This is a genomic window from Rhizobium brockwellii (assembly GCF_000769405.2).
Classification (GTDB): domain Bacteria; phylum Pseudomonadota; class Alphaproteobacteria; order Rhizobiales; family Rhizobiaceae; genus Rhizobium; species Rhizobium brockwellii.
In genome coordinates this window covers 3952501-3975419 of the sequence record NZ_CP053439.1, presented here as the reverse complement: position 1 = coordinate 3975419, position 22919 = coordinate 3952501, and the positions used below count along the sequence as shown (strand labels likewise).

Genomic DNA, 22919 nt, shown 5'->3' with positions numbered 1-22919 from the left:
GCTGAAATTCCGAATTTCCGGCGTTGCCGCAGAAAAGAAAATGCCGCCCGGAGGCGGCATTTTCGCGGATCTTTGCGGCTTGCCTCAGACCTGCTCGAAGGCGCCGTGGCAGTGCTTGTATTTCTTGCCGGAGCCGCAGGGGCAGGTCTCGTTGCGGCCGACCTTGCCCCAGGTGGCCGGGTCATCCGGGTTGCGGTTTTCAGGCGAAACGATGACTTCCGACGCCTGGTAGATCGCCGGGGCGAAATCGTCCTCGCCGGTGGTCGGATCCAGGTGATGGGCCTGCATCAGCGGCGGTTCAGGTTCGGCAGGGGCCTGCTGCACCAGTTCGACGCGCATCAGCTGGGCAGTAACGGCCTCGCGCAGGTTGTTGAGCAGCGCGGTGAAGAGCTCGAAGGCTTCCGACTTGTATTCCTGCAACGGATCGCGCTGGGCATAGCCACGGAAGCCGATGACGGAGCGCAGATGGTCGAGGTTGACGATGTGCTCGCGCCAGAGATGATCGAGCGTCTGCATGACGATCGAGCGTTCGACATAATGCATGATGTCGTCGCCGAAACGCTCTGCCTTTTCCGTGAAGGCCGCATTGGCGGCTTCCGTCAGGCGCTCGCGGATATCATCCTCGCCGATGCCTTCTTCCTTCACCCAGTCCTCGACCGGCAGGTCGAGATTGAGGATGTTCAAAGCGCCGGTCTTCAGGCCGACGGCATCCCATTGTTCGGCATAGGCGCGTTCGGGGATATGCTTTTCGACCATGTCCTCGATCACCTCACGGCGCATGTCGGAAACGGTCTCGGAAATATTGGTCGATTCCATCAGTTCGAGGCGCTGCTCGAAGACCACCTTGCGCTGGTCGTTGAGAACGTCGTCATACTTCAGGAGATTCTTGCGGATGTCGAAGTTGCGGGCTTCGACCTTCTTCTGGGCGCGCTCCAGGGCCTTGTTGATCCAGGGATGGACGATCGCCTCGCCCTCCTTGAGGCCGAGCTTGGTCAGCATGCTGTCCATGCGGTCGGAGCCGAAGATGCGCATCAGGTCGTCCTGAAGCGACAGGTAGAACTTCGAGCGGCCAGGATCGCCCTGACGGCCGGAGCGGCCGCGCAGCTGGTTGTCGATGCGGCGGCTTTCATGGCGTTCGGTAGCGATGACGTAGAGGCCGCCGGCGTCGAGCGCCTTCTGCTTTAGTTCCTTGATTTCCTCGATGATCGCCTGGATCCGGGCGTCACGCTCCGGACCCGCTTCGACTTCGCCGAGCTCGCGCTCGATACGCATGTCGAGGTTGCCGCCGAGCTGGATGTCGGTGCCGCGACCGGCCATGTTGGTGGCGATGGTGATGGCACCCGGCACGCCGGCCTGGGCGACGATATAGGCTTCCTGCTCGTGGTAGCGGGCGTTCAGCACCTTGAAGTCGTCGAAGCCCTGCTTGCGCAGGCGCTCGGCGAGCAGTTCCGATTTCTCGATCGAGGTGGTGCCGACCAGCACCGGCTGGCCGCGCTTGTGGGCGTCGAGGATCTCTTCGATGATCGCCTTGAACTTCTCGTCGAAGGTCCGGTAGACCTCGTCGTCCTCGTCGAGGCGCTTGATCGGCAGGTTGGTCGGTACCTCGATGACATCGAGATTGTAGATATTGGCGAATTCTTCCGCTTCCGTCTGCGCCGTGCCGGTCATGCCGGCGAGCTTGTCGTACATGCGGAAGTAGTTCTGGAAGGTGATCGAGGCCAGCGTCTGGTTTTCCGGCTGGATCTGCACCTTTTCCTTGGCTTCGAGCGCCTGGTGCTGGCCTTCCGAATAGCGGCGGCCCGGCATCATGCGGCCGGTGAACTCGTCGATGATGACGACTTCGTCGTTGCGGACGATATAGTCCTTGTCGCGCTGGAACAGCTTGTGGGCCTTCAGTGCGTTGTTGACGTGGTGGACGATCGCAACGTTCTCGATGTCGTAGAGCGCGTTGCCCTTCAAGAGGCCGGCCTGGCGGAGCAGGTTTTCCAGCTTCTCGGTGCCCTCTTCGGAGAAGTTGGCGGAGCGCTGCTTCTCGTCGATCTCGTAATCGCTGGGCACCAGCAGCGGAATGTAGGCGTCGATCGTATTATAGAGTTCGGAGCGGTCGTCGAGCGGACCGGAGATGATCAGCGGCGTGCGCGCCTCGTCGACGAGGATCGAGTCCACTTCGTCGACGATTGCGAAGTTGTGGCCGCGCTGGACCATCTGGTTCTTCTCGTACTTCATGTTATCGCGCAGATAATCGAAGCCGAGTTCGTTGTTGGTGGCGTAAGTGATGTCGCAGGCATAGGCCGCGTGGCGTTCCTCGTCGGAAAGGCCGTGGACGATGACGCCGGTGGTCATGCCGAGGAAGCCGTAGACGCGGCCCATGGTGGCGGCATCGCGCTGGGCGAGGTAATCGTTGACGGTGACGACGTGCACGCCCTTGCCGGAAAGCGCGTTCAGATAGACCGGCAGGGTGGCGACGAGGGTCTTGCCTTCGCCGGTCTTCATCTCGGCGATCGCATTCGAATGCAGGATCATGCCGCCGACCAGCTGTACGTCAAAAGGTCGCAGGCCGAGAACGCGGCGCGAGGCTTCGCGCACGACAGCAAAGGCTGGGATCAGAATGTCGTCGAGCGTCTTGCCCTCGGCGAGTAGGGCGCGAAACTCCACGGTCTTTGCCGCGAGCTGCTCGTCCGTCAGGGCCTTCGTCTTCTCTTCGATAGAGTTGATGGCAGTGACGTTCGGCTGGTAGGACCGCACGCGGCGGTCGTTGGAAGACCCAAATAACTTGCGGGCTATACCGCCAAAGCTGACCATATGACTGGCCCTTTCTCAATATTCATCCCCGGCGTTTCTTGTCCGCGGCCCAGCCGAAAATCAGGCGCGCGCCTTAAAACGCCCGGAAACTGTTCTGGACGCGAGGTTGCGTGACAGATAAGAGGGGGGTCGAATGATGTCAACGGATTTGGCGGATACAGAAAGGCCACAATCCGGTGTTGATGGCTATTTTGGGCTGGATTCAGGGGATGCTGAAACCGGCAATGTAACTGTGAAGGGTATTTCATGTTGAGCACCAACAAACTTGCCGTTCTGGCGTTTGCAACTTTTGTTGCGCTCCAGGCCCCGGCCTATGCCGATGACGCCGTCATCGCCAAGGTCGGCACCCTGGAAATCCACCAGTCGGAACTCGACCTCGCCGTCGCCAATCTCGACCCCCAGCTGGCGCAGCTTCCCGATGACCAGAAGAAGGTCGCAGCCCTTTCCGCCGCCATCGACGTGAAGCTGCTCGCCGCCGACGCTGCGGCCGAGAAGCTCGATCAGACCGACGAATTCAAGAAGCGCATGCAGTATCTCACCGACCGCGAGCTGCACAATGCCTACTTCAAAAAGCATGTCGTCGACATCGTGACGCCTGACGAAGTCAAGGCCCGCTACGACAAGGAAGTCGCCGCCCTGCCGAAGCAGGAAGAAGTCCACGCCCGTCATATCCTCGTCAAGACCGAGGACGAAGCCAAGGACATCATCAAGCAGCTCGACGCCGGCAAGGATTTTGCCGAACTCGCCAAGGAAAAGTCCACCGATCCGAACAAGTCGGAAGGCGGCGATCTCGGCTATTTCTCGCGCGGCCGCATGGTCAAGGAATTCGAAGACGCAGCCTTCGCGCTTGAGAAGGGCACCTATTCCAAGACGCCGGTTAAGACTGATTTCGGCTTCCACGTCATCAAGGTCGAGGATAAGCGCGATGCTCCGCCGCCGCCCTTCGAACAGGTGCAGGATCAGGTTCGTCAACTCGTCATGCGCGACAAGTATCTTGAGCTTCTGAACAAGGCAAAGGCCTCCGCCAAGATTGAGATCGTGGACGAGACGCTGCGCAAGGGCTACGACCAGGCCAACAAGCAGCCGGAGCCGGGCAGCGAGCCCGTCGCCCCGGCGCCGAAACCGTAATATTCGCATCAGGGCCCGGTTCTTCCAGGCCCTTCCTTAGATCCGGATGATTTTGGGGCTGATCGGTCTAAGGTCTGAATCCGGATTTAAATCAAAGCATTTGAGCATGATGTCGTCCGAAAACCGCTGACACTTTTCGGCATCATGCTCTGGCACCGTTTGTTGTCGCATTTCCGGACGGCGAACCGGTTTCCATTTCGCCTGGAAATGCTCATTGGCAGGTCTCATCATGTCCGGTTCCGTCTCTCCGCTCGCTCCGAAATCGTTCGTCTCGATGCCACCGTTGCGCGGTGTGCGCATGGCGACGGCTTCCGCCGGCATCAAGTACAAGAACCGGACCGACGTGCTGCTGATGGTCTTCGACAGGCCGGCGGCTGTCGCGGGCGTTTTTACACGCTCGAAATGCCCGTCGGCGCCGGTGGATTTCTGCCGGGCCAATCTTTCCCATGGCAGCGCCCGCGCCGTCGTCGTCAACTCAGGCAATGCCAATGCTTTCACCGGCCTGAAGGGGCGCCAGGCGACCGCGCTGACGGCGAAGTCGGCTGCCGCTGCGGTCGGCTGCGCCGAAAATGAGGTCTATCTGGCCTCGACCGGGGTCATCGGCGAGCCGCTCGATGCCACCAAATTCGCAGGCGTTCTGGATCGGATGCAGGTCGAAGCGACCGGCGATTTCTGGTTCGAGGCCGCCAAGGCGATCATGACGACCGACACCTATCCGAAGGTTTCGACCCGCAGCGCCGAGATCGGCGGCGTGGCTGTGACGATCAACGGTATCGCTAAGGGCGCCGGCATGATCGCGCCCGATATGGCGACGATGCTTTCCTTCGTCGTCACCGATGCCGACATTGCGCCTGCCGCGCTGCAGGCGCTTCTGTCCGACGGCGTCGGCCCGACCTTCAATTCCATGACCGTCGACAGCGACACGTCCACGTCCGATACACTGATGCTGTTTGCAACGGGTGCCGCGGCCGAGGACGGCCAGGCCCGCATCGAGCGCGCCGACGACCCGCGCCTTGCCGCTTTCCGGGCCGCGCTCAACGAAGTGCTGAAGGACCTGTCGCTGCAGGTGGTGCGGGACGGCGAAGGTGCCACCAAGATGCTCGAAATCACCGTGACGGGTGCCGAGAGCGACGCCGCCGCCAAGCGTATCGCGCTGTCGATCGCCAATTCGCCGCTGGTCAAGACGGCGGCCGCCGGCGAAGACGCCAATTGGGGCCGCATCGTCATGGCCGTCGGCAAATCCGGCGAGATGGCGGATCGCGACCGGCTTGCCATCTGGTTCGGCGATATCAGGGTCGCCGTCAATGGCGAGCGTGATCCCGATTATTCCGAGACGGCGGCCTCGGACGTCATGAAGGCGCAGGATATCCCCGTCAAAGTCGATATCGGGCTCGGTACCGGCAGGGCAACGGTCTGGACCTGCGACCTCACCAAGGAATATGTTGCGATCAATGGCGACTATCGGAGCTGATCGTTCATTGGAGCAGGCATCCATTTCCTCACACAATCTGCCGCTAGTGCGCAGGCTGGAGGCCGTAGGCTTCCGCGCCTGGCCGGCGGCATCCGTGCAATATGACGGCAGCTGGCAGGTGCGGCTGACGGCCGGTCACCCGTCCAACCGGTTGAACTCGATCGTGCCGCTCGATCCCTCGGATCATCGCGACGTCGAAATCCGCCTGGAAAAGGCGAGCCGGAAGTTCGAGGCCTATGGCCGCGTCGCCGTAGTCCGCCAGACGCCGCTTGCCTCGCCGATGCTGATCGAACTTCTGCGCGCGCAGAACTGGACGCGCTTCGACGATACGGTGGTGATGACCTGCGACCTCGCCGAGGCGGAGCTGCCGGATACGCTCGATCACCTGCCGACCCATGATGTCGGCCGTTTCGTCGATGCCAACCTCGCCGTCGACCAGGCGCCACTGACGCTGAAGCCGGCGCTTGCCGAAATCATTTCGGCGATCAAGCCGCCATCGGGCCTGTTCCTGATCGAGAACGCGGTGGACGGTCCGCTTGCGACCGTGCTCTGTGTCCAGGACAACGACCTTGCCGGCATCATGTCGCTTTCGGTCTCCGAGGCGCGGCGGCGCGAGGGGCTCGGCACCGAAATCCTGACCTCGGCGCTGCGCTGGGCGCGCATGCGCAGCGCCCGTTCGGCTTGGCTGCAGGTGAAGCTGTCCAACCGCCCGGCTATCGCACTTTATGAGCGCCTCGGTTTTCGCGACGCCTATCATTATTGCTATTGGCAAAAGGAGCCGCGATGAGCGAGGCGGGCCGGAAGATATTGCTGGTCGCCGCCTGTGCGCTGATCGATGCCGACGGGCGTATCCTGTTGGCACAGCGCCCCGAGGGAAAGTCGCTCGCCGGGCTCTGGGAGTTTCCCGGCGGCAAGGTTGAGCCGGGCGAGACGCCGGAGGAAACGCTGGTGCGCGAGCTCGAGGAAGAGCTCGGCATCCACACCAAGATCGCCTGCCTCGCGCCGCTGACCTTCGCCAGCCACTCCTACGAGACCTTCCACCTTTTGATGCCGCTTTATATCTGCCGGCGCTATGAGGGCATTCCCCAGGGCCGCGAGGGTCAGGCGCTGAAATGGGTGCGCCCGCAGGCGTTGCGCGATTATCCGATGCCGCCGGCCGACGAGCCGCTCATCCCGATGTTGCAGGATTTACTTTAGCATTATCTGATTATTATTGTGCCACACCATTTTCGGCTGTGGATATTAATGGATCGTTTAACACCTTCTGCCAAAGATCGGCCTCAATCAAGCATCTGGCGTGCGTGTATTAAAAGGCTTGACCTCATGGACGATGATTTCTGGAAAGCTGTCCGGGAAAAGGAACGGGCCTCGTCTGCTTCGCGCAGGACGGGTGCGCTGAATATCGCCCTTCTGTTCGGTACGGCGGTGGTCGCGCTGACGCTCATCCTGACGCCAATGCTTGCGGATTCCTCGAAGAAAAGCGTCTTTGCCAGTGCTCCGGCGGATTTCGATACGATCACGACAGGATCGATCCCCAAGAGCGAAAGCGGCAAGCGTTATACGATCCGCCGCAGCGTCCTCCAGGATACGCCCGGCTCGGTCTGCGTCGTCCAGGGCTACGGCGTCGGCGCCGGTTGCTGAAAAATGCCGGCCATCGTCCCGATGGTCGTGGAATTCGTCGTTTGTTGTCGGTTTCGCGCAGCGGGTGGGGTCATGCGTCTTTTGAAAGCATTTCTTGCAGATAACAGAGGTGCGACGGCGATCGAATACGGCCTCGTCGCCGCCCTCATTGGTGGCGCACTCGTCTCCGCTCTAGGAATCTTCAGCGGCAGCCTGCAGGACGTCTTCAACGTGATCAACAATAATCTGACCGTCAATTGAAGAAGCAACCGACCACTACTGCCTGAGCTTGTGCTCGTCCACCTTCAGTGCATCGGCAAGGCGTGCCTTGGCCGAACCGGGCTTCAGCGGCTTTTGCTGGCTCTCGTGCGCAGCCCATCCCGAGACATATATGATCGAGAAGGTCACGCGAATGCGTCCGTCGGGATCGGAAAAACGTTCGGCGTAGATCTCCGCTGCGCGCAGGAAGAATGCGCGCGTCAGCGGCATCCGGCCGCGGGCTGCGAGCGGATTGCTCATGCCCATCGCTCTCAGATCCTGCATCAACGGAAAGAGCGAATCATAACGCACGGTATAGTTTTCCGCGTCGATCACCGGCAACGTGAAGCCGGCTCGTTGCATGAGATTGCCGACATCGCGCACATCGGCGAAGGGAATGACACGCGGGCTTGCGCCGCCTGTCATCTCGACCTCGGCGGCCAGCAGCACCTCGCGCAGTTCCTGCAGCGTGCCGGCGCCGGGGATCGCGGCCAGGAAAAGGCCGTCTGGCTTCAGGGCGCGGCGGATCCGGATGAAGACACCCGGCGTATCGTTGGTCAGATGCAGGCTGAGCGGCGCAAGGATGAGATTGGTCGATTGCGGTTCGAGCGGCACGTCCTCGAGCGGCGCCTCGATCAAGGTTTCGCCCGGCCCGGCATAGGCCATCTCGCTTTCGACGCGGATCATCGTGCCGATCTTGCCCGTCGCCAGCGCGGCCCGGGCGGCAGCACCGGTTGCGCCATGCAGTTCGACGGCGGTCCCGAAGGTCCGCTCGACCACGGAAAGCCTTTCGGCCATTTCCTCAGCGGCGATATCGAGCAGGAAGGCGGCTTTCGGGTCGTTGTTTACAAGCGCGCGACGGCGATGTGCGGCGATCAGGGCTGTGTCGAAGATCGTTTCCATGGCGATGTCCTTAGTCCCGCACCGCCCGTGCGGCAAGACGATTTTCCTTTCGCGAAGAACACGCTAATCTCTGCGCATGGGACTGATCAACATCGAAAAACCGTCAGAGTTCCTGCGGGCGCATCTCTTGCGGCCGTTTTCGGCGCTTGCCGATTTCTTTTATCCACCCGCCTGCTCCGTCTGTGGTATTTCCACCGGCGGCCATCGCGGGCTCTGCGCGAAATGCTGGTCCGGCATCCGCTTCATCGAACGACCCTATTGCGAGGTGCTCGGCATTCCCTTCTCGCATGATCTCGGCGCCGGTATCCTCAGCGCCGAGGCGATCGCCAACCCGCCGCCCTTCGACCGGCTGCGGTCGGCGGCGACCCACGACCATGCCGTCCGCGATCTCGTCCATGGGCTCAAATATCGTGATCGCACCGATCTGGCGCCGATGATGGCTGGCTGGATGCTGCGCGCTTCCGACGGGACGGTCGAAAGCTGCGATGCGCTGATCCCGGTGCCGCTGCACCGTAGCCGTATGCTGGCACGCAAGTTTAACCAGGCAGCCGAGCTTGCCCGCCATATGGCAAGGCTCTCGGGCAAGCCGCTGCTTGCGGCCACGCTTGTTCGCGTCAAGCGCACCAGCCAGCAGGTCGGCCTTGGCGCCAAGGCGCGCGAGGACAATGTCAGGGGCGCTTTTGCGATTGCCAAGGGTTGCGAAAACGACATTTTCGGCAAGCGTATCGTCCTCGTCGACGACGTCTATACAACAGGGGCGACGGTCGCCGCGGCAAGCCGGACACTGCGCAAGGCGGGCGCGGCTGAGATAACGGTTTTGACCTTTGCAAGGGCTCTCTCCGAGCCTATATGACAGGGAATACCCGGCATCAGTCTGGAGAGATTATGGTACCCGTCACCATCTATACACGGCAGTTTTGCGGCTATTGCACCCGCGCCAAGTCCCTTCTCGAAGAAAAGGGCGTCGAATATGTCGAGCACGACGCGACCTTTTCGCCGGATCTTCGCCAGGAGATGATCGGCAAGTCGAACGGGCGTACTACCTTTCCGCAGATCTTCATCGGCACCGATCATGTCGGCGGTTGCGACGATCTCTTTGCGCTCGATCGGGCCGGCAAGCTCGATCCGATGCTGGCGGCTTGAGGAAGAACCGATGAGCTTCAAGGCCGCCGCCGTCCAGATGTGCTCCGGGGTTGATCCGGTAAAGAATGCCGCCGCCATGGCGCAGCTGGTGCGCGAGGCCGTTGGCCAGGGCGCGACCTATGTGCAGACACCCGAGATGACCGGCATACTGCAGCGCGACCGTGCGGCGGCACGCGCCGTGCTTGCCGACGAGGCGCATGACGTCATCGTCAGGACAGGTTCAGAGCTTGCCGTAGAACTCGGCATCCACATGCATGTCGGTTCGACGGCGATCGCCCTTGCCGACGGCAAGATCGCCAATCGCGGTTTCCTGTTCGGCCCCGACGGCCGGATTCTCAATCGCTACGACAAGATCCACATGTTCGACGTCGACCTCGACAATGGCCAGAGTTGGCGTGAAAGTGCCGCCTATACAGCCGGCTCGGAGGCCCGCGTCCTGTCGCTGCCCTTTGCCGAAATGGGCTTTGCGATCTGCTACGACGTGCGGTTTCCCGCGCTCTTCCGCGCCCAGGCGGTTGCCGGCGCCGAGGTGATGACAGTTCCTGCCGCCTTCACCAAGCAGACCGGCGAGGCGCATTGGGAGATCCTGCTCAGGGCACGCGCGATCGAGAACGGTGTCTTCGTCATCGCCGCGGCGCAGGCCGGCCGGCACGAGGACGGGCGCGAGACCTTCGGCCATTCGATGATCATCGATCCCTGGGGCACTGTGCTGGCGTCGGCCGGCGCCACCGGTGAGGCGGTCATCGTCGCCGAGATCGATCCCGCCGCGGTCAAGGCCGCGCATGACAAGATCCCGAACCTGAGGAATGGCCGGGAATTCTCGGTCGAGAAGATTGCGGGGGCAATCGCCGGAGGCGTCGCCGCTTGATCCGCTATTCCCTCACCTGTGACAATGCCCATGAATTCGAAGGCTGGTTTTCGGAAAGCGCCGATTTCGATCGTCAGGTCGAAACCGGTTTCCTGACCTGCCCGGTCTGTCATTCCGCCGCCATTTCCAAGCTGTTGATGGCGCCTTCGGTGTCGACCGCGCGCGGGAAGGACGAGAGGCAGACGCTGGCGATGGATGCCATGCGCCGCGAGGCCCTGCAAAAACTCAAGGAGGCCGTTGCGGCGGTCAAGGCGAATTCCGAGGACGTCGGCACGCAATTCCCCGAGGAAGCGCGCAAGATCCATTACGGCGAGGCGGATGCCCGTGGTATCATCGGCCAGGCGACGGTCGACGAGGCGCAGGCGCTCTTGGAAGAAGGCATCGAGATCGCGGCCATTCCGGCTTTGCCGGAGGACGTGAACTGACATGCAGTCGGCGCGTCTGGCCGCCTATCTGCATCTCGCGCCGCCGATAGTGTAGCCGGCTTATTGACGGCGGGAACTATGCCGGCCGCTTTGCCAGCAGCATATAATTCACGTCCATATCCTTAGATAGGTTCCACTGGTTCGACAGCGGATTGAAGAAGACGCCGGTGCGGTCGGTGATCTCAAGGCCGCTTGCCACCAGTGGCTTTTCCAGTTCTTCCGGACGTACCAGTTTTTCGTACTGATGCGTGCCGCGTGGCAGCCAGCGCAGAATGTTCTCGGCGGCGAAGATGGCAAGCGCTGCCGCCTTCATCGTGCGGTTGATGGTGGCAACGAAGATCAGGCCACCGGGGCGGACCATTTTCGCGCAGGTGGTTATGAAGAATTCGACATCGGCGACGTGCTCCACCACCTCCATGTTCAAGACGATATCGAAGGTCTCGCCAGCCGCAGTGAGTTCCTCGGCGGTGACGGCGCGATAGTCGACCGAAACGCCGGAGGCCTTCGCATGGCTGGAGGCGATGCCGATATTCTTCTCGGACGGATCGGCGCCGACGACGGAAGCGCCCATGCGGGCGACAGGTTCGGACAACAGGCCGCCGCCGCAGCCGATATCGAGCACGCGCAGGCCCTCGAGCGGGCGCGCGCTTTTTGGATCACGGTTGAAATTCTCGCAGGCTTTGTCGCGGATATAGGAGAGCCGGACGGGATTGAATTTGTGCAGCGGCTTGAACTTGCCGGTCGGGCTCCACCATTCCGCCGCCATCGCCGAGAAGCGGTCCACTTCGCCCTGGTCGATCGTGCTTCTGGCGCCTTCCGTCATCGTCCGCTCCTTCATTCGTGACATGTGAAGTCGGACGATCGGGAGCATAAGTCAAGAGGCGCAGATCAGGGGACTGACGAGCACGGAGCCGCTCGCCAATAGCTTTTATCGGACGCGCTTGCCTCCCCCCGCCAAACTCGCTAAGAGACGCCGCAACTTGGGGCCTTTGGGGCCTGGGCTTTTAGAGCGGTTCCAGAAGTTGGGAATCCGGCTCTCTGGCCCAAACGATCTGCCCCAGAGCTTTCGTGATGCCGGGTCCGGTTTTCCGCTTCCCGGCGCCAGTCGTGGTAGAGGCATATGGCACGCATCGTAATGAAATTCGGCGGCACGTCCGTCGCTGACCTGGACCGCATCAAGAACGTTGCCCGCCACGTAAAACGCGAAGTCGATGCCGGGCACGAGGTGGCGGTGGTGGTGTCGGCCATGTCCGGCAAGACCAATGAACTGGTCGGCTGGGTCCAGGGCACACCGAAGGTCATCGGCGCCAATTCCCCGTTCTACGATGCGCGGGAATATGATGCGGTGGTCGCATCGGGTGAGCAAGTGACCTCCGGTCTGCTGGCGATCGCATTGCAGGCGATGGATATCAATGCGCGTTCCTGGCAGGGATGGCAGATCCCGATCCGCACCGACAACGCGCATGGCGCGGCACGGATCATGGAGATCGACGGCACCGACATCGTCAAACGGATGGGCGAGGGGCAGGTCGCCGTGATCTCCGGCTTCCAGGGGCTGGGACCCGACAACCGTATCGCGACGCTCGGGCGCGGCGGATCGGACACTTCGGCCGTTGCAATCGCGGCAGCTGTCAAGGCGGATCGCTGCGATATCTATACAGATGTCGACGGCGTCTACACGACCGACCCGCGCATCGTGCCGAAGGCGCGCAGGCTGAAGAAGATCGCCTTCGAGGAAATGCTGGAAATGGCCTCGCTCGGCGCCAAGGTACTGCAGGTGCGCTCGGTCGAGCTTGCCATGGTACACAAGGTGCGCACCTTCGTGCGCTCATCATTCGAAGATCCCGATGCTCCGGGCATGGGCGATCTGCTGAACCCGCCCGGAACGCTGATTTGTGACGAGGATGAAATCGTGGAACAGGAAGTAGTCACCGGCATCGCCTATGCCAAGGATGAGGCTCAGATCTCGCTTCGCCGTCTTGCCGACCGGCCGGGCGTTTCCGCGGCGATCTTCGGGCCGCTCGCCGAATCCCATATCAATGTCGACATGATCGTCCAGAATATTTCCGAGGACGGGTCGAAGACCGACATGACCTTCACCGTGCCGTCAGGCGACGTCGAGAAGGCGATCAAGGTGCTCGGCGACCATAAGGAGAAGATCGGCTATGATGTCGTGCAGAACGAATCGGGGCTGGTGAAAGTATCGGTCATCGGCATCGGCATGCGTAGCCACGCGGGCGTCGCCGCTACCGCATTTCGTGCACTTGCCGAAAAAGGCATCAACATCAAGGCGATCACCACCTCCGAGATCAAGATTTCCATCCTGATCGACGGTCCCTATGCAGAACTCGCTGTCAGGACTTTGCATTCCTGCTACGGTCTGGATAAGAATTGATTCCCAGCGGGCGGCCTGCCCCTTCAGGTTGAGGAGACGAGGGCCGGCCCGCCGGGACTGAGTGCGTTGTTTCGGGAGCTTGAGACGCCATGAGAGACCTTTCCGGCGGTCCGCGCGTGCTGCTCAGGCGGCTGCGCGAGTTGATGGCGGAGGCGCTGGAGCCGCAGGATCGTCTTGACCGGATCGTCCGCCAGATCGCCGGCAACATGGTGGCGGAGGTTTGTTCCGTCTATGTGCTGCGCGCCGACGGCGTCCTCGAACTCTACGCGACCGAAGGCCTCAACCGCGAGGCCGTGCATCTCGCGCAACTGAAGATGGGGCAGGGCCTGGTCGGCACGATCGCGGCCTCGGCCCAGCCGCTCAACCTTTCCGACGCGCAGTCGCACCCTGCTTTCCGTTACCTGCCGGAAACGGGCGAAGAGATCTACCATTCCTTCCTCGGCGTGCCGATCCTCAGGACCGGGCGCTCGCTCGGTGTTCTCGTCGTGCAGAACAAGGCGAGCCGCAACTATCGCGAGGAAGAGCTGGAAGCGCTCGAGACGACGGCGATGGTGCTTGCCGAGATGATCGCCACCGGCGAGCTCAAGAAGATCACCAAGCCAGGCCTCGAACTCGACCTGACGCGTTCGGTCACCGTCGACGGCGACACTTATAATGACGGCATCGGCCTCGGTTACGTCGTGCTGCACGAGCCGCGCATCGTCGTCACCAATCTGCTGAACGAGGATGCCGAGAAGGAAATCCGGCGGCTGGCCGAAGCCATGGGCTCGCTGCGGATTTCGATCGACGACATGCTGTCGCGTCGCGACGTGTCGATGGAGGGCGAACACCGCGAGGTGCTAGAAACCTATCGCATGTTCGCCCATGACCAGGGCTGGGTGCGCAAGCTCGAGGAGGCGATCCGCAACGGCCTGACGGCGGAAGCAGCAGTCGAGAAGGTGCAGAGCGACACCAAGGCGCGGATGATGCGGTTGACCGACCCTTATCTGCGTGAACGCATGCATGATTTCGAGGATCTAGCGAACCGTCTGCTCAGACAGTTGACCGGTTATACCGGCCGGACGTCCGGCGAAGGTTTCCCCAGCGATGCGATCATCCTGGCGCGCGCCATGGGAGCAGCCGAACTGCTCGACTATCCGCGTGCCAATGTGCGCGGGCTGGTGCTGGAAGAAGGGGCGGTAACGAGCCATGTGGTGATCGTTGCGCGGGCCATGGGCATTCCGGTCATCGGTCAGGCAGCGGGCGTGGTGGCGCTCGCCGAGAACGGCGATGCCGTGATCATCGACGCCGACGAGGGACATGTGCATCTGCGGCCGATGGCCGACCACCGGCGCTCCTACGAGGAAAAGGTTCGCTTCCGCGCCAGGCGGCAGGAGCAGTTCCGGGCGCTGCGCGCCGTCGAGCCGGTGACCAAGGATGGGCAGCGGATCGCGCTGATGATGAATGCCGGCCTGCTGGTCGATCTGCCGCAGCTTTCGGAATCGGGCGCCGAGGGCATCGGCCTTTTCCGCACCGAGCTGCAGTTCATGATCGCCTCCACCATGCCGAAGGCGGAGGAGCAGGAGCAGTTCTACCGCAATGTGATAAAGCAGGCGGCGGGCCGCACCGTCACCTTCCGTACGCTCGATATCGGCGGCGACAAGGTCGTGCCCTATTTCCGTGGCCATGAGGAAGAAAATCCCGCCCTCGGCTGGCGCGCCATCCGGTTGTCGCTCGACCGGCCGGGCCTGTTGCGCACCCAATTGCGTGCTCTGCTGAAGGCATCGGCCGACACCGAGCTGAAGCTGATGGTGCCGATGGTGACCGAGGTTTCCGAGCTGAAGATGGTGCGCGAGCTCTTGCAGAAGGAAGTGCAGCATCTGTCGCGCTTCGGCCACGGGCTGCCGCGCAAGCTGCAATTCGGCGCGATGTTGGAGGTGCCGGCATTGCTTTGGCAGCTTGATGAACTGATGGAGGCGGTCGATTTTGTCTCGGTCGGTTCGAACGACCTCTTCCAGTTCTCGATGGCGGTCGATCGCGGTAACGCGCGGGTTTCGGACCGCTTCGATCCGCTCGGCAAGCCGTTCTTGCGCATCCTGCGCGACATCGTGCGCGGCGCGGACCGGAACAAGACACCGGTGACGCTCTGCGGTGAGCTCGCCAGCAAACCCATCTCGGCGATGGCGCTGCTCGGCATCGGCTTCCGCTCGATCTCGATGTCGCCGGCCTCGATCGGACCGGTGAAGGCGATGCTGCTGGGTCTTGATGTCGGGGCGCTGACGAAGGCGATGGACGAGGTGCTGGACGATATCCACGCCTTGATGCCGATGCGCGAGGTGCTTGCCCGCTTCGCCGAGAGCCACAATATTCCCCTTTAGACAGAGATTAAGAAGAATCGGAGTGAAGGGTGGCGAAGCTTCCCGTTGAAAAGATGCGCGAGCTGGAACGTCGTTTCGGCGAGATCGAGGCGCGCATGTCGGCTGGCCCGGCTGCCGATGTCTATGTGAAGCTCGCATCCGAATATTCCGAGCTGCAGCCGGTCGTGACGAAAATCCGCGCCTACGAGAAGGCGATCGCAGAGCTTGCCGATCTCGAAACGTTGCTCGAGGACAAATCGGTCGACCGGGAGATGCGTGACCTCGCCGAACTAGAATTGCCCGAGGTGAAGGAGCAAATCGAGGCGCTGGAGCAGGAGATGCAAATCCTGCTTCTGCCGAAGGATGCGGCGGACGAAAAGAGCGCGATCCTCGAAATCCGCGCCGGCACGGGCGGCTCCGAAGCCGCCCTCTTCGCGGGCGATCTCTTTCGCATGTATGAGCGTTTCGCGGCGGAGAAGGGCTGGAAGGTAGAGGTGCTCTCGGCGAGCGAGGGCGAAGCCGGCGGCTACAAGGAAATCATCGCGACGATCACCGGCAGAGGCGTCTTTGCCAAGCTGAAATTCGAATCCGGCGTGCACCGCGTACAGCGCGTGCCGGAGACCGAGGCGGGCGGGCGCATCCATACGTCGGCCGCAACGGTTGCGGTGCTGCCGGAGGCCGAGGAGATCGACATCGAGATCCGGGCCGAAGACATCCGCATCGACACGATGCGCTCTTCGGGTGCTGGCGGCCAGCACGTCAATACGACGGACTCGGCAGTGCGCATCACCCACCTGCCGAGCGGCATCGTCGTCACCAGTTCGGAAAAATCGCAACACCAGAATCGCGCCAAGGCGATGCAGGTGCTGCGCTCCAGGCTTTATGATGCCGAGCGGCAGAGGGCCGATAGCGAGCGCTCTGCCGATCGCAAGAGTCAGGTCGGCTCCGGCGACCGTTCGGAGCGTATCCGTACCTATAATTTCCCGCAGGGGCGGGTGACGGACCATCGCATCAATCTGACGCTCTATAAGCTCGACCGGATGATGGAAGGCGAGATCGAGGAGGTTGTCGACGCGCTGATGGCTGATTACCAGGCGAGTCAACTGGCGCAGCTCGGCGAGCAACAATGAGCTTGACGGTCGCTGATATGCTTGCCGACGCGCGCCGCCGCTTCACCGAAGCGGGTATCGTCGACCCGGCGACCGATGCGAGGCTGCTGGTCGCGGGCCTTCTGAAACTGTCGCCGACCGAGCTGTTGACGCGATCGGCCGAGAGGCTTTCTGCTGAGCAGGGTGAGGTGATTTTCAGGGCGCTGGCGCGGCGGCTTGGTCATGAGCCGGTGCATCGCATTCTCGGCGAGCGAGAATTCTATGGCCTGCCGCTTCGGCTCTCGGCGGAAACGCTGGAACCGCGGCCGGATACGGAAATCCTGGTCGATACGGTTCTCGTCTATCTCAAGGACCTTGCAAAGGCACAAAGCCGTCTCCATATCCTTGACATGGGAACCGGGACGGGGGCGATATGCCTTGCGCTTTTGAGCGAATGTCCTGATGCGTCAGGTGTCGGCAGCGACATATCGGCGGATGCACTTTTGACGGCAAGATCGAATGCAGATAGAAATGGATTGCAGGATCGTTTTCAAGCCGTACGGTCGAGTTGGTTCGAGAACATCCAGGGATCCTTTCACGCGATTGTCTCAAATCCGCCCTATATTGTTTCCAATGTCATTCACGATCTCGCTCCCGAAGTGACGAAATTTGATCCGGTTGCGGCGCTGGATGGCGGCCCGGATGGGCTTGACGCTTACAAAGCCATAGCCAAGGATGCGGCAAGGTTCATCAGGCCCGATGGGGTCGTCGGACTGGAGATCGGCTACGATCAGCGAAACGACGTGACGGCGATCTTTGAAGCGAAGGGCTTCAGGTGCCTCAAATCCGTGAAAGACTATGGTCAGAACGACAGGGTGCTCGTGTTCGCGCTCGCGTGAGAGACGATAATGCGGCATTGAACAGGACATTATTGTTATTGCGAAGAAAAGGCTTGGATTTCCCGGTGAAGCAATATAGGTTGCGGTCACGTGTTGGGCAGATAGGAATGAACGAGATTCGTTCGGTACTTGGTTTGCCTCGGGGGTCCGCTCTTTTAAACGAGAGTTTCAACGGTTGAACACGACCCAATGCGTGAATCAGTCAAACTGACTTGAGAACCAAGCGGCAGGTCGGCGCAAAGGCGCAGTATGCTCGCGGCACAAAGGTCCTGACCCGGTTTTCCGGTCATGGCGGTTGGTGCCATGTATCCATCACAAACAGAGAATTCAGGTGAACGATCTATGAGGCCAGGACAGCAGAACAAGCGCGGTCGAGGGCGTGGCAACAATAACAACGGCGGCGGTGGCGGCGGTGGAAATAACAATAACAACAATTTCAACCGCAAGGGCGGCAATCCGCTAACCCGGACCTATGACAGCTCCGGCCCCGATGTGAAGATTCGCGGTACTGCGCAGCATATCGCCGAAAAATACGCACAGCTCGCCCGCGACGCCCAAAGCTCTGGCGACCGCGTGATTGCCGAGAATTATCTCCAGCACGCCGAACATTATAATCGTATCATCGCCAGCGCCCAGGCGCAGATGCAGGAACGCTTCCAGCGAGACGACCGCGGCGAGTACAATGATCGCGACGGTGCGGACCGCGACGGCGACGATATGGACAACAATGACAATGAGAATGACAATGACGGCGACGATGTCGTTATCGTCCAGCCGCCGCAGAGCAGGCCGCACCAGCCGCAGCAGAGCAGACAGCACCAGCCGCAGGCCCAGCCGAAGCCGGTAGCCGCTCAGGCGCCTGTGGCTGCGCCGGCACCCCAGTCCGAGGTCATCGATGGAACCGGCCCGCAGCCGGAGATCGAAGGCATTCCGGCCGAAGTCGCCATGGACGAGGAAGGTGCCGGCGGCCAGCCGCGCGAACGCCAGCCCCGCCGCCGCAGCACCGGCAGCCGCCCCCGTCGCCCGCGTCGCGGCGCTGAGGGCGAAGAAGCAGCCGGTGAAGGCGAGGGTGCCTCTGCCGAGGCGCCAGTGCTGGCGGATGCCGCATCGGAGTAAGGGATTCCGCTTCTCCCTTCGCGGAGAGCGGGAAGCTTATTCGATCTGCTCGAATTTCCTTGAAAATCCCCGGCCTTGTGTCGGGGATTTTCATTTTATGGGCTCTTTAAACTCTTAGAACGGGGTACCATATTCTCCTCGAACTGCTTCGCCCAAATCCCAGACGGGCCAAGCGCGGCCTGCCTTTTCAGGGGGTCGATCTCAATCATCGGTCTGCGCCTCTTCAGGGCAGGGCGATCCATGGAGGTAGAATATGAATATCGAGAAATATTCCGAGCGGGTGCGCGGTTTCATCCAGTCGGCCCAGACTTACGCGCTGGCGCAAGGTCACCAGCAATTCACGCCCGAACATGTGCTGAAAGTCCTGCTCGATGATGATCAGGGCATGGCGGCGTCGCTGATCGAGCGTGCCGGCGGCGATTCCAAGGCCGCCCGCCTGGCCAATGACGCGGCCCTTGCCAAGCTGCCGAAGATTTCCGGCGGCAACGGTAACATCTATCTGGCACAACCGCTCGCCAAGGTCCTTTCGACCGCTGAAGAAGCGGCGAAAAAGGCTGGCGACAGTTTCGTTACCGTCGAGCGCCTGCTACAGGCGCTGGCGATCGAATCCTCCTCCTCTACCTTTTTGACGCTGAAAAATGCCGGCATGACGGCCCAGGGCCTCAACCAGGTTATCAACGACATCCGCAAGGGCCGGACGGCGGATTCTTCCAATGCCGAGCAGGGTTTCGATTCGCTGAAGAAATTCGCGCGTGATCTGACGGCAGAGGCCCGCGAGGGTAAGCTCGACCCGGTGATCGGCCGTGACGACGAAATTCGCCGCACCATCCAGGTGCTTTCGCGCCGTACCAAGAACAATCCAGTGCTGATCGGCGAACCCGGCGTCGGCAAGACGGCGATCGTCGAGGGCCTGGCGCTGCGCATCGTCAACGGTGACGTGCCGGAATCGCTCAAGGACAAGAAGCTGATGGCGCTCGACATGGGCGCGCTGATTGCCGGTGCGAAATACCGCGGCGAATTCGAGGAGCGGCTGAAGGCCGTGCTCAACGAAGTCCAGGCGGAAAACGGCGAGATCATCCTGTTCATCGACGAGATGCACACGCTGGTGGGCGCCGGCAAGGCGGATGGGGCGATGGATGCCTCCAACCTGCTGAAGCCGGCTCTTGCCCGCGGTGAGCTGCATTGCGTCGGCGCGACCACGCTCGACGAATACCGCAAACATGTCGAGAAGGATCCGGCTCTTGCGCGCCGCTTCCAGCCCGTCGTCGTCGATGAACCGACGGTCGAAGACACGATCTCGATCCTGCGCGGCCTGAAGGAAAAATATGAGCAGCATCACAAGGTGCGCATCGCCGATGCGGCGCTGGTGGCCGCGGCAACACTTTCCAACCGCTATATCACCGACCGTTTCCTGCCTGACAAGGCGATCGACCTGATGGACGAGGCGGCAGCGCGGCTGCGCATGCAGGTGGATTCCAAGCCGGAAGAGCTCGATGAACTCGACCGCCGTATCATGCAGCTGAAGATCGAGCGCGAGGCGCTGAAAAAGGAAACGGACGTCGCGTCCGCCGACCGTCTGAAGCGGCTTGAAACCGACGTGACCGATCTCGAGGAACAGGCCGATGCGCTGACGGCCCGCTGGCAGGCGGAAAAGCAGAAACTCGGCCTTGCCGCCGATCTTAAGAAGCAGCTCGATGATGCCCGCAACGAATTGGCGATTGCCCAGCGCAAAGGCGAATTCCAGCGTGCCGGCGAGCTGACCTACGGCGTCATTCCCGATCTTGAAAAGCAGCTCGTCGATGCCGAGAAGCAGGATGGCGACCGCGGCGCGATGGTGCAGGAGGTGGTCACCCCCGACAATATCGCCCATATCGTTTCCCGCTGGACCGGCATTCCGGTCGACAGGATGCTGGAGGGCGAACGTGACAAGCTGCTTCGGATGGAAGACGAACTGGCGAAATCGGTGATCGGCCAGGGCGATGCGGTTCAGGCCGTGTCGCGCGCCGTCCGCCGCGCGCGCGCCGGCCTGCAGGATCCGAACCGGCCGATCGGCTCGTTCATCTTCCTCGGCCCGACCGGCGTCGGCAAGACGGAGCTCACCAAGGCGCTCGCCCGCTTCCTCTTCGACGACGAAACGGCGATGGTTCGCATGGACATGTCGGAATATATGGAGAAGCACTCCGTTGCCCGGCTGATCGGTGCACCACCCGGCTATGTCGGTTATGACGAAGGCGGAGCGCTGACGGAAGCCGTGCGCCGCAGGCCCTATCAGGTCGTGCTGTTCGACGAGATCGAAAAGGCGCATCCCGACGTCTTCAACATATTGCTGCAGGTGCTGGACGACGGACGCCTGACCGACGGCCAGGGCCGGACGGTCGATTTCCGCAATACGATGATCATCATGACCTCGAACCTCGGCGCCGAATATCTGACGCAGTTGAGGGACGGCGACGACAGCGACACGGTTCGCGAGCAGGTGATGGAGGTCGTGCGCGGGCATTTCCGGCCGGAATTCCTGAACCGCATCGACGAGATCATCCTCTTCCATCGCCTGAAGCGCGAGGAGATGGGCGCGATCGTCGATATCCAGCTGAAGCGGCTGGTGGCTCTGCTGTCCGAGCGCAAGATCATCATCGATCTCGACGAGGAAGCCCGCCACTGGCTGGCGAACAAGGGTTACGATCCGGTCTACGGCGCAAGGCCGCTGAAGCGGGTGATCCAGAAGTTCGTGCAGGATCCGCTGGCCGAGCAGATCCTGTCCGGCCAGGTACCGGATGGATCGACGGTGACGGTGACGAGTGGTTCGGACCGGCTGCAGTTCAGGACGAGGCAGACGGTGAGCGAAGCAGCGTAAATCCAGTTTGCCGGATGAATGAGAAGTGGCGGCTTCGGCCGCCATTTTTCGTTGGATGGTCGGGGCCGTCTGTTGGAGGGGAAGCAGCGTAGATGGACGCTACTTGCTCGCCACCTGGTCCGGCGTCTGGTTGTTGAGCAGCGTATCGATGCGTTTGCGCTCGTCTTCGAATTTCGCCAGCGCCTCGCCCTGCAGCGATTTGCCGCCCGGCAGGCGGATGCGCAGCGGATCGACCTTGGTGCCGTTGACGATCAGTTCGTAATGCAGGTGAGGGCCGGTGGATTCGCCCGTCGTGCCGACCCAGCCGATCACCTGGCCCTGGCGGATCTTGGCACCGGGGACGACGCCCTTGGCGATGGCGCTCTGGTGATTGTAGGAGGATTCATAGCCGTTGGCATGGCGCACGATCGTCTGGTTGCCGTAACCGCCGGAATCCCAGCCGGCCTTTTCGACCGTACCGTTGCCGGCGGCGATGATCGCCGTGCCGCGCGGTGCTGCCCAATCGACGCCGGTGTGCATGCGGGCAAAACCGAGGATCGGGTGGCGGCGCATGCCGAAGCCCGATTTGAAGATGCCGTTCGGTACCGGGTTGCGCAGCAGGAACTGGCGGATGCTCTTGCCGTTCTCGTCGAAATAATCGACCGTGCCGTCGTCGGGGTCCTGGAAGCGGTAGAAGCGAGTCTGCGTATCGCCGAAACGGGCGTTGACATAGAGCAGTTCGGAATCCTCGGTCGCCTGACCGGCGCTGTCGGCGACGGAGAAGAAGGCTTCGAGACTGTCGGTCGGCCTCAGTTGCGCCTGGAAGTCGACATTGCTGGCGAGCAGCTTGATGATCAGCGCCGTCATATCCTTGGTCATGCCGTAGGAAAGGGCAGCACGATAGATGCCGTCATAGACGCGCGGCAGGTTCTGGCCGGGGGGCGGTGCGAATGAATTGTCATCGAAGGCGGTGGCGATGGCATCCAGCATCGGCGGCTCGCTGCCGGGCACATATCTGCCCTTGTCGTCGACGGCCACGGTGACGAGATGGCGCGTGCCGCGATAGACGCTGGCTCGGATGATCTTTGCCTGTTCGCCCTTCTGAATTATGCCGATGCGCAACACATCGCCCTTGTCGAGATCACCAGAACCCAGTTGCTGCGCGATATAGCCGGCAATGCCATCGGCATATTGCTGCGGATAGCCTGAATCCGTCAGCGCCTTGGCGATCGGCGTGTCGACACGCACGGGCAGGATGTCGTCGGCGAATTCTTCGGTCTGCGGCGTGATCGATTCTGATGCGGAGACCGTCATGTTCTGTTCGAGCACGCGGGCGGACAGACCGGCGGTCAGATCGACATCGGCATCCTCGTTGGAGAAACGACGCGGATCGACGTAATAAAGGGCTGCGAGCTGCGTGTTGCCGTCGGTCAGCACGGAGCCGTTGGAGCGCACATTCTCTTCGACCTCCTCAAGCGACAGGCCGGATGCCATCTGCATGCTGGTCTTGCCGGTCGGGAAGGGAATGGTCTTCAGGCTGACTTCGGATTCGACGTCGGAGCCGTAAAGCGCGCCGGTGCGGCTTTGCGGCGCGGGCTGCGGCTCGTCGGCGGAAAAGATCGCCAGGGGATCGA

The 22919-nt window shown here is 61.7% G+C and carries 21 protein-coding genes (1 of these 21 running past the window's edge); 16 read left to right on the top strand and 5 right to left on the bottom strand.

All coding sequences use genetic code 11. The annotated features are described in order from the left end of the window. Positions 1 to 84: 84 nt before the first annotated feature. Positions 85 to 2802, bottom strand: a complete 2718-nt coding sequence (gene secA, locus RLCC275e_RS19500) for a preprotein translocase subunit SecA (RefSeq protein WP_033182092.1) — start codon at positions 2800 to 2802, stop codon at positions 85 to 87. A 246-nt stretch (positions 2803 to 3048) separates the two neighbouring features. On the opposite strand from secA, the gene RLCC275e_RS19495 reads away from it, so the two are divergent. After that, entirely contained in the window at positions 3049 to 3930 is an 882-nt protein-coding gene (locus RLCC275e_RS19495; protein ID WP_033182093.1) for a peptidylprolyl isomerase, read from the top strand. A 36-nt stretch (positions 3931 to 3966) separates the two neighbouring features. Here the strand turns inward: RLCC275e_RS19495 and RLCC275e_RS19490 are convergent, their stop codons facing one another. Then, positions 3967 to 4230, bottom strand: coding sequence for a hypothetical protein (locus RLCC275e_RS19490; RefSeq protein WP_171816935.1), 264 nt, complete (start codon positions 4228 to 4230; stop codon positions 3967 to 3969). Between RLCC275e_RS19490 and argJ the strand changes: the two genes are divergently transcribed. The 5 genes from argJ to RLCC275e_RS19465 all read left to right on the top strand — a co-directional run bounded on the left by argJ (position 4160) and on the right by RLCC275e_RS19465 (position 7282). Continuing rightward, positions 4160 to 5401: a bifunctional glutamate N-acetyltransferase/amino-acid acetyltransferase ArgJ gene (argJ, locus tag RLCC275e_RS19485; RefSeq protein WP_033182095.1), complete on the top strand. Its 1242-nt coding sequence runs from the start codon at positions 4160 to 4162 to the stop codon at positions 5399 to 5401. The two genes, RLCC275e_RS19490 and argJ, sit on opposite strands and share 71 nt — an antisense overlap. After that, positions 5382 to 6188, top strand: a complete 807-nt coding sequence (locus tag RLCC275e_RS19480; protein WP_033182096.1) for a GNAT family N-acetyltransferase — start codon at positions 5382 to 5384, stop codon at positions 6186 to 6188. Before argJ ends, RLCC275e_RS19480 begins: the two co-directional genes overlap by 20 nt. Continuing rightward, a complete protein-coding gene (gene mutT / locus RLCC275e_RS19475) occupies positions 6185 to 6598 on the top strand; it encodes an 8-oxo-dGTP diphosphatase MutT (RefSeq protein ID WP_011653687.1) in 414 nt (137 codons plus the stop codon). Before RLCC275e_RS19480 ends, mutT begins: the two co-directional genes overlap by 4 nt. A 126-nt stretch (positions 6599 to 6724) precedes the next feature. Beyond that, positions 6725 to 7042 (top strand): hypothetical protein, encoded by a 318-nt coding sequence (locus tag RLCC275e_RS19470; protein ID WP_003543245.1) that lies wholly within the window; start codon positions 6725 to 6727, stop codon positions 7040 to 7042. A 72-nt stretch (positions 7043 to 7114) separates the two neighbouring features. Then, the gene (locus RLCC275e_RS19465) at positions 7115 to 7282 is read left to right on the top strand and encodes a Flp family type IVb pilin (RefSeq protein ID WP_082229797.1); all 168 of its coding nucleotides are present in this window, start codon (positions 7115 to 7117) and stop codon (positions 7280 to 7282) included. A gap of 15 nt (positions 7283 to 7297) precedes the next feature. Here RLCC275e_RS19465 and RLCC275e_RS19460 read toward each other — a convergent pair whose 3' ends face one another. After that, a complete protein-coding gene (locus RLCC275e_RS19460) occupies positions 7298 to 8182 on the bottom strand; it encodes a methyltransferase domain-containing protein (protein WP_033182097.1) in 885 nt (294 codons plus the stop codon). Between the two features lie 76 nt (positions 8183 to 8258). On the opposite strand from RLCC275e_RS19460, the gene RLCC275e_RS19455 reads away from it, so the two are divergent. From RLCC275e_RS19455 to RLCC275e_RS19440, 4 genes are read left to right on the top strand one after another with little or no spacing between them, the layout of a single operon-like run. Next, the gene (locus RLCC275e_RS19455) at positions 8259 to 9035 is read left to right on the top strand and encodes a ComF family protein (RefSeq protein ID WP_033182098.1); all 777 of its coding nucleotides are present in this window, start codon (positions 8259 to 8261) and stop codon (positions 9033 to 9035) included. 32 nt (positions 9036 to 9067) lie between these two features. Then, positions 9068 to 9325: a glutaredoxin 3 gene (gene grxC / locus RLCC275e_RS19450; RefSeq protein WP_033182099.1), complete on the top strand. Its 258-nt coding sequence runs from the start codon at positions 9068 to 9070 to the stop codon at positions 9323 to 9325. A 10-nt stretch (positions 9326 to 9335) separates the two neighbouring features. Continuing rightward, the gene (locus RLCC275e_RS19445) at positions 9336 to 10193 is read left to right on the top strand and encodes a carbon-nitrogen hydrolase family protein (protein ID WP_033182100.1); all 858 of its coding nucleotides are present in this window, start codon (positions 9336 to 9338) and stop codon (positions 10191 to 10193) included. Then, positions 10190 to 10618 carry a DUF1178 family protein gene (locus RLCC275e_RS19440; RefSeq protein WP_033182101.1) on the top strand — a complete coding sequence of 143 codons (429 nt, stop codon included), beginning with the start codon at positions 10190 to 10192 and terminating at the stop codon, positions 10616 to 10618. The genes RLCC275e_RS19445 and RLCC275e_RS19440 overlap by 4 nt, the downstream gene beginning before the upstream one ends. A 76-nt stretch (positions 10619 to 10694) precedes the next feature. On the opposite strand, the gene ubiG is transcribed toward RLCC275e_RS19440, so the two are convergent. Next, complete coding sequence (gene ubiG, locus RLCC275e_RS19435) at positions 10695 to 11441, bottom strand: bifunctional 2-polyprenyl-6-hydroxyphenol methylase/3-demethylubiquinol 3-O-methyltransferase UbiG (protein ID WP_033182102.1); 747 nt, start codon at positions 11439 to 11441, stop codon at positions 10695 to 10697. 297 nt (positions 11442 to 11738) lie between these two features. On the opposite strand from ubiG, the gene RLCC275e_RS19430 reads away from it, so the two are divergent. From RLCC275e_RS19430 to clpB, 6 genes are all read left to right on the top strand, one after another. Beyond that, positions 11739 to 13013: an aspartate kinase gene (locus RLCC275e_RS19430; RefSeq protein WP_033182103.1), complete on the top strand. Its 1275-nt coding sequence runs from the start codon at positions 11739 to 11741 to the stop codon at positions 13011 to 13013. Between the two features lie 89 nt (positions 13014 to 13102). Beyond that, complete coding sequence (ptsP, locus tag RLCC275e_RS19425; protein ID WP_033182104.1) at positions 13103 to 15370, top strand: phosphoenolpyruvate--protein phosphotransferase; 2268 nt, start codon at positions 13103 to 13105, stop codon at positions 15368 to 15370. A gap of 29 nt (positions 15371 to 15399) precedes the next feature. Further along, positions 15400 to 16479, top strand: coding sequence for a peptide chain release factor 1 (prfA, locus tag RLCC275e_RS19420; RefSeq protein ID WP_033182105.1), 1080 nt, complete (start codon positions 15400 to 15402; stop codon positions 16477 to 16479). Continuing rightward, positions 16476 to 17336, top strand: coding sequence for a peptide chain release factor N(5)-glutamine methyltransferase (gene prmC, locus RLCC275e_RS19415; RefSeq protein ID WP_033182106.1), 861 nt, complete (start codon positions 16476 to 16478; stop codon positions 17334 to 17336). The genes prfA and prmC overlap by 4 nt, the downstream gene beginning before the upstream one ends. A 342-nt stretch (positions 17337 to 17678) precedes the next feature. Continuing rightward, positions 17679 to 18452, top strand: coding sequence for a DUF4167 domain-containing protein (locus RLCC275e_RS19410; protein WP_033182107.1), 774 nt, complete (start codon positions 17679 to 17681; stop codon positions 18450 to 18452). A 253-nt stretch (positions 18453 to 18705) separates the two neighbouring features. Then, positions 18706 to 21306 (top strand): ATP-dependent chaperone ClpB, encoded by a 2601-nt coding sequence (clpB, locus tag RLCC275e_RS19405; protein WP_033182108.1) that lies wholly within the window; start codon positions 18706 to 18708, stop codon positions 21304 to 21306. Between the two features lie 99 nt (positions 21307 to 21405). Here the strand turns inward: clpB and RLCC275e_RS19400 are convergent, their stop codons facing one another. Continuing rightward, positions 21406 to 22919, bottom strand: the 3' portion of a protein-coding gene (locus RLCC275e_RS19400; protein WP_033182109.1) for a M23 family metallopeptidase. Its footprint extends 427 nt past the window's final position; 1514 of the gene's 1941 nt are visible here — the last part of the coding sequence; the start codon falls outside the window, past its right edge — the gene reads right to left on this strand; the stop codon is at positions 21406 to 21408.